General features: G+C 45.8%; 9 protein-coding genes and 1 pseudogene. 4 read left to right on the forward strand and 6 right to left on the reverse strand.

Annotation, left to right across the window (positions count from 1 at the left end; genetic code table 11):
- Positions 1-115: 115 nt before the first annotated feature.
- Positions 116-784 (reverse strand): OmpW/AlkL family protein, encoded by a 669-nt coding sequence (locus IEV16_RS12940; protein ID WP_188366146.1) that lies wholly within the window; start codon positions 782-784, stop codon positions 116-118.
- A gap of 190 nt (positions 785-974) precedes the next feature.
- Here IEV16_RS12940 and IEV16_RS12945 point away from each other — a divergent pair, with 190 nt between their 5' ends.
- Complete coding sequence (locus IEV16_RS12945; protein ID WP_188366147.1) at positions 975-2723, forward strand: vWA domain-containing protein; 1749 nt, start codon at positions 975-977, stop codon at positions 2721-2723.
- Between the two features lie 53 nt (positions 2724-2776).
- Here the strand turns inward: IEV16_RS12945 and IEV16_RS12950 are convergent, their stop codons facing one another.
- A complete protein-coding gene (locus tag IEV16_RS12950; RefSeq protein WP_188366148.1) occupies positions 2777-4963 on the reverse strand; it encodes a M3 family metallopeptidase in 2187 nt (728 codons plus the stop codon).
- Between the two features lie 133 nt (positions 4964-5096).
- Positions 5097-5831, reverse strand: a complete 735-nt coding sequence (gene bamJ, locus IEV16_RS12955; RefSeq protein ID WP_188366149.1) for a BamJ family beta-barrel-assembly machinery protein — start codon at positions 5829-5831, stop codon at positions 5097-5099.
- Positions 5832-6095: 264 nt separating this feature from the next.
- On the opposite strand from bamJ, the gene IEV16_RS12960 reads away from it, so the two are divergent.
- A complete protein-coding gene (locus IEV16_RS12960; protein ID WP_188366150.1) occupies positions 6096-8312 on the forward strand; it encodes a carboxy terminal-processing peptidase in 2217 nt (738 codons plus the stop codon).
- An 86-nt stretch (positions 8313-8398) separates the two neighbouring features.
- On the opposite strand, the gene pepQ is transcribed toward IEV16_RS12960, so the two are convergent.
- On the reverse strand, positions 8399-9676 hold the full coding sequence (gene pepQ, locus IEV16_RS12965; protein ID WP_188366151.1) for a Xaa-Pro dipeptidase: 1278 nt from the start codon (positions 9674-9676) through the stop codon (positions 8399-8401).
- An 18-nt stretch (positions 9677-9694) separates the two neighbouring features.
- Positions 9695-10477, reverse strand: a complete 783-nt coding sequence (locus tag IEV16_RS12970; RefSeq protein WP_188366152.1) for a TatD family hydrolase — start codon at positions 10475-10477, stop codon at positions 9695-9697.
- 69 nt (positions 10478-10546) lie between these two features.
- On the opposite strand from IEV16_RS12970, the gene IEV16_RS12975 reads away from it, so the two are divergent.
- Together IEV16_RS12975 and IEV16_RS12980 are read left to right on the forward strand one after the other, a co-directional pair.
- Complete coding sequence (locus IEV16_RS12975; protein WP_188366153.1) at positions 10547-11572, forward strand: hypothetical protein; 1026 nt, start codon at positions 10547-10549, stop codon at positions 11570-11572.
- A gap of 150 nt (positions 11573-11722) precedes the next feature.
- Positions 11723-12004, forward strand: a complete 282-nt coding sequence (locus IEV16_RS12980) for a TraR/DksA family transcriptional regulator (RefSeq protein WP_188366154.1) — start codon at positions 11723-11725, stop codon at positions 12002-12004.
- Here IEV16_RS12980 and IEV16_RS12985 read toward each other — a convergent pair.
- A pseudogene (locus IEV16_RS12985) lies at positions 12001-12252 on the reverse strand (rhomboid family intramembrane serine protease); the annotation flags it as partial. The gene IEV16_RS12980 and the pseudogene IEV16_RS12985 overlap by 4 nt on opposite strands.
- Positions 12253-12339 lie beyond the last annotated feature (87 nt).

Here is a 12339-nt window from a genome sequence, read left to right on the forward strand (position 1 = left end):
GGGGGGTGATCTTTTAGCATACTGCTATTATAAAAAATCCCCACTCAAAAGTGGGGACTTTGTCAGCAGTCTGAGCCGGCAATATGCCGGCTTTTTTGGGCATACGGTAAATAGTTTAGAATGTTTTACCAAAACCAATACCGATAACGGTGGGGTTAATGTCCACATCAACCGCGGCCGAACCTAAAGCGGTGTTAAAAGTTGCTTCGGTGTTAATATCAATGTATTTAACATCCATATTAAAAGACCAGTTATTACTTAATTCCCAGTCAATGCCAAATTGAGCCGCCCAGCCAAAAGAGCTGTCTAAGTCCAGATTTTCAGCCCCCAGTACTTCTTGCGCAGGGCCACTGAGTTCTTCATTAAAAAAGTGGGTGTAGTTGGCACCCACACCGAAATAAGGTCTGACAGACGCAGTGGGTCGGAACTGATACTGTAAAAACACCGTGGGTGGTAACACATTGGTGTCCACCACATCGGTCCCGTCAGGTACACCCAAGGCGCTCAAACCGTGGGCTGAAACGGTGTGTTTTGAGCTTAAATCCGCCAGCAATTCAATCGCCCAGTGATCGCTGATCATGTAGCCGATGGAGATATCCAAAGAATAGTTATCATCCACAGACACTGAAGTACCCGGTACCGCGGCCCCTTCGACCCGCAGCGCACTGCTGTCATCATTGGGGTTGATATTTATGGCGCGCATATGCAACAGCCAGTCACCTTTTTCCACCGCCAGAGCTTGTCCGGCAGCCAATACTAATACAATCGTTAACAGTTTTTTCATTGCGTTTCTCATGGTTAAAAGCACATTTTAGAAATATTCAATATGCTTGATTTTGACAATTGTCAAACATCCTGAATGAAAACAAAACGGCGTATCAATTAAGCTGTGGGCTGGTTCACATCATGTAAAAAAACCCTTGTCAGATGGCTGCTTTAAGTTGACAATCGTTTATTTCAATGAGGGTGTTTATATGAAAATAACAACAATTTTATTTATCATGATGTCTTATGGGGTTCATGCCAAACCCGATACCATGATTGTTTTAGATGCGTCAGGATCGATGTGGGGACAAATTGACGGTATCAGTAAAATTGACATTGCGCGTGGTGCGCTTAAACAGGTCAGCACCAATTTTTCAGAAGACCAGCAGGTGGGTTTGATGGCGTACGGTCATCGCCGTAAAGGTGATTGTGGTGACATTGAATTGTTATTATCGCCGGCGACCAATCAAGCCGATAAAATCATTACAACGGTGAATGGCTTGATGCCAAAAGGCAAAACGCCTTTAAGTGCGGCGGTTAAACAGGCGGCAGACATCCTTAAAATAACGGAAAATGCGGCTGAAATCGTACTCATTACAGATGGTTTGGAAACCTGTGATTTAGATCCTTGTGCCACCGGTGAAGAACTGGCGGCTATGGGTATTGATTTTAAAGCCCACGTCATTGGTTTTGGATTGGATGCCAATGAAGGCAAGCAAGTGGCTTGTCTGGCTGAATCAACCGGCGGTTTGTACGTGTCCGCGCAGAATGCCGGAGAGTTAGATAAAGCCTTACAACAGGTTATGATTGAAGAGACCAGCTCAGAGCCGACGGTTGAACTGCCCTCAGCAACCGTTCAAGCACCGAGGCAACCGCCGGTTATTGGCGCGCAATTTGAAGTCAACTGGCAAGGCCCAAATAACGAACATGATTACATTGATATTGTGGAACAGGGTGAGACAAGGACTTATGGTGAACTGGCCTATATTTGGGCGAAAGATCAATCACCGTCCATGATAAAAGCACCCACAAAACCGGGTAATTATGCGTTACGTTATGTCTGGCAAGGGCCATCAAAAAGACATGTTATTGCGCAGGTCGAATTTGAAGTTGTGGACACTGATGTGCGTTTATCGGCGCCCGATTCGGTCAATGTAGGCGCGTCATTTGAGGTGAGTTGGCAGGGCCCCGGCGGTGAACGCGACTACGTGGATTTGGTACCGGCAGATTACACCATGACAGCCGGTGAGCTCAGTTATTTTTATGCCGACAAGACTAAAGAATCAGAAAATACAGGTACTTTAACCGCCCCGGCTGACGCGGGTGACTATAAAATCCGCTATGTTTTACAAGGCAGCAAAGACCGTCAGGTTCTATACAGCATTCCGATTCAAGTCAAAGCCGTGGAATCAAGCTTATCACATGACCCTCAGGCCGGTATAGGCCAACAACTTAAGGTACAATGGACAGGCCCCGACAGTCAAGGTGACTATATCGATGTGGTGCCTGAAAACCATGACATGACAGCCGGTGAAATCAGTTATTTTTACACCGAAAACAACGCACCGGAGGCAGACCTGACCATGCCCATTGAGCCCGGTCAATACAAAATTCGTTACGTGATGTCTGCCCCTAAGGGCCGAAAAGTGATTGTCAGCAGCCCATTAACAGTGGTTGACGTTCCAACATCCATTCACCTGGATAAGAACACTGCAGCATCAGGCAGTGAGTTGATTGTTCACTGGCAGGGACCGGGTAAAAAAGGTGATTACATTGATTTGGTGCCCGCGGATTATACGGCAACCTACGGTGAATTAAGTTATTTTTACACCCAAAGTAACCCTGAACAAGGCGTGTTAAGAATGCCAGATCAAGCCGGTGAATACCAGGTGCGGTATATTTTGCAAGGCAATCAAAAACGGGTCATTAAAGCGTCCGTACCATTGATGGTAGAGTAACCACAAAAAAAGCCCCGGAAAAGTCCGGGGCTTTTAAAATCAGGCGACTGTTATCAAGCCGCTTTCTTCTCTTGCTTGTTGTCTTCTTGCCCTTTTTTTCCCTTAGGCTCAGCAAAGCCGCGATCTCGCATTAAAGCATCAATTTTGGCATCACGACCGCGGAATTTGCGGTAGGCGTCGGCCGGATCCATGGCGTTGCGCGGCGCAAACAGGTATTTCACCAGTTTAGCGGCCATGGCTTTGTCATAATAACCACCCGGGGCTTCTTCAAAAGCCTCCGCAGCATCTGAAGTCAACACATCCGCCCACATATAGCCGTAATAGGCGGTGGCGTAGCCCTCACCTGAAAACACATGACCGAAATGTGGTGTGCGGTGGCGCATCACCAGCTCATCAGGCATGCCTAAAGCAGCCAGGGTTTCTTTCTCGAATTTATCCACGTCAATTTTTTCAGGATCAGCCAGATGCAGTTTCATATCCATCAAAGCAGAGGCCAGATATTCGGTGGTGCTAAAGCCCTGGTTAAAGGTGCTGGCTTTTTCAATTTTGGCGATGAGTTCTTTTGGAATCACTTCACCGGTTTTGTGGTGTTTTAAATACTTATTAATAACCTGATCGGTGGACAGCCAGCGCTCTAATAGTTGCGACTGGAATTCGGTGTAATCACGTACGCCACCATTTAAGCTTGGGTAGCGTACATTTGAAGACAGCGCGTGCAGCGCATGACCAAACTCATGGAAAAAGGTTTCCGCATCATCCCATGACACCAAAACTGCTTCACCGGGTGCCGGTTTAATAAAATTCGAGTTATTCGAGGACAAGACGGTTTCTTTGCCGTCAAAAGTTGAATGCGAACGGTACGAGGTGGCCCAGGCACCGGAGCGTTTGCCGGGACGGGCGAAGGGGTCTAAATACCACAAGCCCACCAGATCACCACTGGTTTTGTCGGTCACTTCCCAGACTTTAACGTCTTCATGAAATACCGGAACAGAACCGCCTTTAACGGGTTTGAAATCAAAATTAAACAGTTCACCGGCCACATAAAACATGGCTTGTCTTAAATTATCTAACTGCAGGTATTGTTTGACTTCATTGGAATCTAAATCATATTTTTTCTTGCGGACTTTTTCCGCGTAGTAGCGATAATCCCAGGGCTGAATGGTGATGTCATGGCCCAATTCATCGGCCACTGCCTGCATATCGGCCACTTCTTCTTTGACCCGGGCGATGGCTGCCGGCCACACCGCTTCCATCAGATTCATGGCGTTTTCAGGGGTTTTGGCCATACGGTTTTGTAACCGCCATTCGGCGTAATTGTTGTAACCCAGCAACTCAACGCGTTCTCGGCGCAGTTTTAATATTTGTTTGATGATGGCGTTGTTATCATATTCATCGCCATTGTCACCGCGCGAGTAATAATTGCTCCAAACCTGCTTGCGCAGTTCGCGCTCATCCGAATAGGTGAGAAACGGATCCATCGACGAGCGGGTGTTGGTAACGGCATATTGACCTTCATGACCATTGGTTTGCGCGACTTTGGCGGCGGCAGTCACAAAGGAATCGGGCAATCCACTGAGCTGGTCTTTGTTTAAATAGGTGATATAACCTTCTTCGTCATGCAAAACATTGTTGGCAAATTGGGTGTAAAGACCAGACAGTTCTTTGTTGATTTCGGCATAGCGTTTTTGTTTATCCGCAGATAAGTCTGCACCATTCATGGCAAAAGATTCATACGTGGTTTTTACCAACCGTTGCCGGTCTGGGTCCAGCGGATTTTCAAGACTGTCCTGATAGACCTTTTTAATGCGTGCAAACAGCGTTTTGTTCTGTGAGATGGCAGATTGCATCTCAGATAATTGAGGTGCCAGTTCCATTTGTAATTGACGCACTTCAGGGCTGGATAAGTTGGCACTCCATAAGCGAAAATAAACACTCGCACGTTGCAGTTTTTCACCGGCTTTTTCCATGGCCACGATGGTGTTTTCAAAACTGGCCGGTTCTTTGTTATTGGCTATTTTCTCATAATCGGCCAGATTTTCTGCCATGGCCACCTCAAAAGCGGGTTTCACATCCGACAGTTTTATTTTATCGAATGCCGGCACACCACCATAAGGACCGGTCCATTCTGCCAACAATGTGTTGTTGGTAGTGGTGTCATTGTCCGGGGTTGTTTTGGCGTTAAGTCCAAAACTCAGTGCCGTCAGTAACAGCAATAAGTTGAATTTAGTTAATTTAATCATGCGGATATCTTCTTTGAATCAAGTGGGGTTAGTGTCAGGAATCGAACAGGAATTTCACAGTGCCAAAAGTCCTGATTATGCTTTTTCCGGACGCAAAAAAGCCCCGACATCGCGGGGCTTTAAAAGCGACTGATTATTCAGCTTTGGGTTTTTCAGCATTGGGATTAATGTCAATTAATTCAACATCAAATATCAAGGTGCTGTTAGGGCCAATCGGACTGCCGGGGCGGGCATCCGAACCATAGGCTAATTCTGGTGGAATATAAAAACGGTATTTGGCACCTTTTTTCATCAGTTGCAATCCTTCTGTCCAACCGGGTATTACCTGATTTAAAGCAAAGGTGGCGGGTTGGCCGCGATCCACAGAGCTGTCAAATTTTGTACCATCTAATAAGGTGCCGGTGTAATGAACCACCACTGTGGCATTTTCAGAAGCGGGTTTTTCACCGCTGCCGGCTTCAATCACCTCATACATGAGACCTGAGTCAGTGGTTTTGACGCCGTCTTCTTTGGCTTTTTTAGCACGGAATTCATCACCTTCTTTTTTATTGGTGACCTTTTGTTCTTCCAATTGCGCCATCATTTCTTTTTGTCGTTCCTGAGCCAGCTTTTGTTGTTTTTCACGGATAATGGTTTGTACCTGATTCAACTCTTCGTCACTGAGTCGCAAATCACGACCGGCCAATCCGTCTTCTAATCCGGTAATAAAGGCGTCTTTATCAAATTCCATTTCGGATTTGCTCATGTACTGGCCGACGTCAGAACCGATTTTGTAATTAATCTGGCTGTTTTCAGTGTCTAATTGTGCCACACCGGAGGTGCTGATTAAGGCACCGGTCAGGGCGAAAGTGAGGGCGATTTTATTCATTCGTTTCTCCATATGTTAAAAGAGGTTGTCCGACTCAACCCCGAACCGGATAGGGCTCGGGACAATATTCAGTCAGGCATTATACAAAAATATTTTCTCAATCACAGTGACAAGCGCATGTTTTTGCGATGATAAAGAATGATTCTGAATAACGTGAAACTTGTATTGCGATTCATTGGTCTATATGATTTACACACTATCTGGCAGTCATTTGACCAAAAAGTTCAACTGTCATTGTGACCCACGTTGATGAGAGAGTAATAAATGAAAACACCGATTGATAAAATTTTGAGAAACCTGTTGTACCTGACACTATTGTGGATGTCTTCTGCCAGCGCTCTGCTGGTGGAACATGAAGTAAATCCGGCCCCCAAACATCAACAGGAAAGCAAAATGCTGGTGCGGTTAATGGAAGAGCTGCATTACAAAAACAAACCCCTGGATGACACCTTATCCGCGACCATTTTAGATGAATACATCCGTGTTTTAGATCCCAACAAAATGTACTTTTTAAGCACGGACATCGCTGATTTTGAACGCTGGCGCACCCAGATGGATGATTTCATCCGGGCCGGTGATTTAAAAGCAGCTTTCCAGGTTTTTAACGTATTTAAACAACGGGTCACCCAACGCACCGAACATGCCCACCGGTTACTGGATAAAACGTTTGATTTTAGCCAAGAGGAAACCTACCGCTGGGATCGCAAGAAATCCGAATGGGCCATGACTGATAAAGAGCTGGATGAAATCTGGCGCAAGAAAGTCAAAAATGACTACCTGTCATTAAAACTGCTGGACAAAGAGCCCGATGACATCAAAGAAACCCTGACAAAACGCTATCAGGTTATGGCCAAGCGCATCAACAATCTAAAAAGTGATGATGTTTTTCAGTACTTTATTAATGCTTACTTAAGTTCGGTGGAGCCGCACACCGGTTACATGTCACCCATCACCTCAGAAAATTTTGAATTAAATATGAGCCTGTCTTTGGAAGGCATTGGTGCGGTACTGATGAATGACGGTGAATACACCCAAATCAACACCATCGTCAAAGGCGGGCCGGCAGATCTTGAAGGCAGCTTGCAAAAGGGCGATAAGATTCTGGCTGTCGGGCAAGGCAGTGAGGGCAGTTTTGATGATGTCATCGGCTGGGGCATTGAGGATGTGGTGCAACTGATACGCGGTGAGAAAGGCAGCACTGTACGGTTACGCATCATTGGTGAAGATGACGGTCCTGAAACCATTCCCAAAATCGTCAAAATTGTCCGTGATAAAGTCAAACTGGAACAACAGGCGGCCCAGTATAAAATTATGGATGTGAAAGAAGGTGGCGCTGAGCATAAAATCGGGGTGATTGATTTACCCACCTTTTATTTGGATTTTGCCGCTTTGCGGTCCGGCGAAGCCGATTACCGCAGCACCACAAAAGATGTCAAAAAGATATTACAAACCTTTAAACAGGAAGGGGTTGAAGGTGTTGTGGTGGATTTGCGCAACAATGGGGGTGGTTCACTGATCGAGGCGATTAATTTATCCGGCCTGTTTATCAAACGCGGCCCGGTGGTACAAACCAAGGTATCAACCGGTAAAAAAGATGTGAAAAAAGATGTTGACCCCAGAATCGAATGGGAGGGACCGATGTTGGTGATGGTCAATCATTTTTCCGCATCGGCCTCAGAGATATTTGCCGCTGCCATGCAGGATTATGGCCGGGCTGTGGTGGTCGGGAACCAGACCTACGGTAAAGGCACCGTGCAAAATGTCATGCGGTTGTCGGATTACATCGAAAACAATGAACAAGAACTCGGTCAGCTGAAAATGACCATGGGACAGTTTTTCCGCATCAATGGCGGCAGCACCCAGAATCGCGGTGTGATTCCGGATATTGAGTTTCCCGACTCGCCCGGTGCGGATAAATATGGTGAATCTGAATACGACAATGCCTTACCCTGGAGCAGTATTGCGCCAAGTGATTACAACGTCTATGCCGATTTGACCGATGAAATTGTTTACCTGAAAAAACGCTTTAATGAACGCTCTAAAGTAAACTTTGAGTTCGATTATCTTAACAAGGAAAACCAGTTGTATGCGGCTGAAAAAGACGATGTCACCGTCTCATTGTCGGCTGAAACGCGGCAACAAAAAACCAAGGAACGTGAACACAGAAAACAGCAACGCAAAGCCAAACGCAAAGCCTTGTTGACCGCCACGGAACCCGACCCTTTACTCGGCGAAATTACGGTGTTGGTTGATTCGACCGAAGCCCTGGTCGTTGAAGACAAAGAACAAGACAGTGATATGTCATCAGATATCGCCGGTCAAGACCCGGACGAAACGCCAGAAACGGATGAGGAAGACGATGACATATTTGTTGACTTCCGGTTGCATGAAAGCGCTCGCATTTTAAGTGACCTGATTGATTTTAACCAGCGTCAGTTAGTGGCCAAAAATGACAAAGCCAAACTAAACACTGACAATTAATTTACTTTGAGACCACTGCATAAGTCTCTTACTTTAAAAAGCCCTGCAAATTCAGGGCTTTTTTTATACCTGATGTTTGTTTTAGATTAACTTCGGGTTAAATTACGACTCCGGGTTTTACCCACCACCACATTGTCTTCAATACGAATGCCGCCGTATGGCAAGAATTTCTCAACCTTGTCCCAGTTGATGTGCTTGTTATTTCGCTGCGACTGTAACAGCATCGGGATAAAATAAAGACCCGGCTCTATGGTGACAACTGCATGCTCCCGCAACACATCCGTGAGGCGCAAAAACGGATGATTATCAGGCTGTTTAATGGCTGTACCCGCCGCATCACTTTGGTGACCGGCGACATCGTGCACTTGCAGCCCCAAATAATGGCCCAAGCCATGGGGGAAAAACGTGTTGCTAAGCCCGGTTTCCACGGCGGTTTCGGGGTCACAGTTAATGATGTTAAACTGATGTAGAACACCGGCAATTTTTAAATGCGCCTGTACGTGCAAGTCAACATAATCCTGACCTGCAATACAGGCATCGCATAAATCCACCTGCAAAGTATCCATGGCCGCAATCATGTCATTAAATTCACTGTGCTTATCATACGCATAGGTGCGGGTGATGTCCGCAGCATAGCCGTTATAAGCAGCACCGGCGTCAATCAAAAAAGTGCGGTGATGATCCGGTTTTTTAGTGGTCTGGTATTGGTAATGCAGCACCGCGGCATGTTCATTGAGGGCCACAATATTGCCGTAGGGCATCTGGTTCTGGGATTGCTGACAGGCCTGTAAATAAGCGGCATTGATGTCATATTCACTGGCGCCTGAATAAAAAACTTCAGCGGCCGCTTGATGACCTTTAAGGGCCAACCGGTTGGCTTGTTCAATACAGTGGATTTCGTAGGGTGTTTTTTGTACCCGGGAAAAATGTAAGTGGGCCAGTAATTTGTCCGAATTGGTGTATTCAGCGGCCATCGGTTGCCAACTGCGATCACCAATCCAGGCATGGTTGAGCTGGTCATTGATGACGGGCATCTCGGATTGGTGATGCACCACTTTAACCGCAAAATTACGGGCCCAGTCGGCACCGCTGCGATCTTCAATTTTGTGCCAAAAATCAGCCGGCTGGGATAAATACAGGGTGGGTTTTTGGCCCGGCACAATGTGCAGCAAACTGTGACTGACATCGGTATCAGGCACCCACCAGTTAAAATGCGGGTTCACCTGATAGGGTGGCGCATGGTCATCCAAAAAATAATTTTCGCTGTGGCCTGAGTAAATCCATAAGCCGTTAAAGCCGGTGGCTTGTAAGGCGTCTTCCGTGGCTTTTTGGATGGTTTCAAGATGTTGTTTGTAATCATTCATTAGGGTCTCCTGGTTGAGTCAGTCAATCGAAAAAAAGCGCTGACTGTTGGTGACGGTGTGTTGAATAAAGGTTTGTGTATCGCAGTTCAGTTGTTGGGCAATAAATTCAGCAATATGGGGTAAATATTTGGGCTCGTTGCGGCGGCTTTTGGGTTTCGGTTTTAAATTTCTGGGCATTAGATAGGGTGAATCAGTCTCAATTAAAAAACGGTTTAAAGGAATGTCATGCACCAGCGGAATTAAATGCCGGCCCCGACGCTCATCACAAATCCAGCCGGTGATACCGATGTAACAGTCTAAATCCAGATAATCATACAAGGCTTCTTTGGTGTCGGTAAAACAATGCACCACCACATCACTGATGTGATCGCGGTGTTGTTTCAATACAGGCAAAAAATCCTTATGCGCATCCCGTTGATGTAAAAACATCGGTAAACTGGTTTCGACGGCCAGTTCAATATGCGCTTCAAAAGACTTCATCTGCTGAGGTCTTGGTGAAAAATCACGAAAATAATCCAAACCTGTTTCACCCACAGCCACCACTTTATCTTCGCACAATAGTTGTTTTAATTCAGCCAACACCGACGAACTATAATCAGCGGCATGGTGCGGGTGAATCCCGGCGGTGGCAAAACAACAATCGGGGTATTGATGCGCCAGATTAATGGCTTTGGCTGAACAATGCAGATCTGAACCGGTGATAATAAAATGACTGACACCGACCGCTTGCGCTTCAGCAATCACTGTATCGCGGTCTTTATCAAAGCTGTCGTGGGTTAAATTGGCGCCTATATCAATCATGGTTCAGAGTTAATTCAGTCAAAATCACTTAGTATAATGGACTCACTTATCAAAATATATGTGCAACCCATGAAAACCACAACGTCGATTTTATTTTTCTTGCTGTTGGCCTTCCAGGCCTTCGCCTTCACCCCTGAATCCGGCCAGTACTGGGATCCTGAGGAACCGGGTACCGGTTATGCCATTGAGATTCAGGATAATTATTTATACATGACCTTTTATGTCTTTGATGAACAGGGCTTTCCAGTTTGGTATGCTTCGGGTGGCTTTTTAGATGGCAATTCAAGTTATGAAGGGCTATTGGCTTATTTTGAAAACGGTCAATGTCTTGGTTGTTACTGGCAAGAAAGCAGCGGTGAAGATTCGGGATACGGTTATGTTGAAATTGAATTCTTAACTGAAACCACCGCTGAACTCACCATCCTGGGTGTCACCAAAACCATCGAGCGTTTTAACTTTTTCCTGGGCGATGAGCTGCAGAAAATGCGCGGTGAGTGGCAGGTGGTGATTGACGCCTCACAATATACAGATACCAACACCTACCCCTATTTTTCTGATGTCATGTTGTTTGAACAGGTCGAAGTATATGCGGGTGACGAAATGGTGACCGGTTGTCGTTCAGAAAGCACTGTTTATTACCATTATTGCACCACACGAGCCCTGCAAAACAATGATTTAGCGGCCATTTATGATGACGAATATGATGAACTGGTGGCCGTTATGCGGGACGATGCAGATTATTATCTGGCCTATTATTTAAAAACAGGTACCGATCAGTTTGACGGTTTGGCCTATTCCTATCGCGTGGGCAGTGTACCGGATTTAAGTATCGACGGATTTACGGTGCGGGGATTCAGAACCGCCAGTAAAACCTTTGTCGATAACGGTGTCGGGCCGTCCACTGCAAACGATATGAGTGGATATGATAAAACACTGGATGGACAGAATCTTGCCGGTTTGGCCCGTTATTTACCGGCACGTTTAGGCGGTCACGAAAAATCGGCTCAGACTACCCATGCCGATTCAGTTTTGGACAGTCAAGCACAAGATCGCATCCTCAATACCATCAAAAAGCTGGAACAACAATTACAATAATTGACCACATAAAGCCTGCTGGTCTCACCCGGCCTGCAGGCTTTTTAATGACTGAAACCGATTTCCTAAAACTTGACTTTAATCAACTCATTGCAGATGAATTGAGGCTAAACTGGTCGGTGTTAGATTAAATTAGGGTCATTCTATACCATGGTCAAGGAACCCGATTTGACTGTTTTTAAACAGCAGCTTTTGGTACGCCGACAACAACTGGCGGGTTTGATTCAACCCAAGGCGTTACACATTCACGGTAAAAAAACAAAATCCGTGGACCAACAAGCGCAATTAGAATATTCGCAAATTAAAAAAGCGTTGGCGCGTATTGAGGCCGGAACCTATGGCCAATGTGTGGTTTGTGGTGAAATGATTGATGGCATGCGTTTAGAGGCCTATCCTCATACACCTTTTTGTCGCAGTTGCGTGAGTCCCTAATAACCACCATCATCTTCTGGAAAGTAATCGTCTAAATTATCATCCAGCCGCCAGTCTTTAAGCTTCGGTCGGTCGATGTGCCGGGTGTTCCAGGCCAGGAAAATGCCGGTCAATAAACCAAACAAATGCGATTCCCAGGAAACCCCGACTTCAATCGGCAAAATACCCCAAATCATAGAGCCGTATAAAAACGCAATAATTAAAGAGATGCCCATGCTTTGTAAATCCTTCTTTAAAAACCCGCTGACGAATAAATAACTTAATAAAACCCGTGGTGCATTTAGGCAATTTTGATTTTTAGGTTGTTAATATTTCTGTTTTCGAGGTAGTTAATC

Origin of the sequence: Marinicella pacifica (genome assembly GCF_014636635.1) — a bacterium.
Taxonomy (GTDB): domain Bacteria; phylum Pseudomonadota; class Gammaproteobacteria; order Xanthomonadales; family Marinicellaceae; genus Marinicella; species Marinicella pacifica.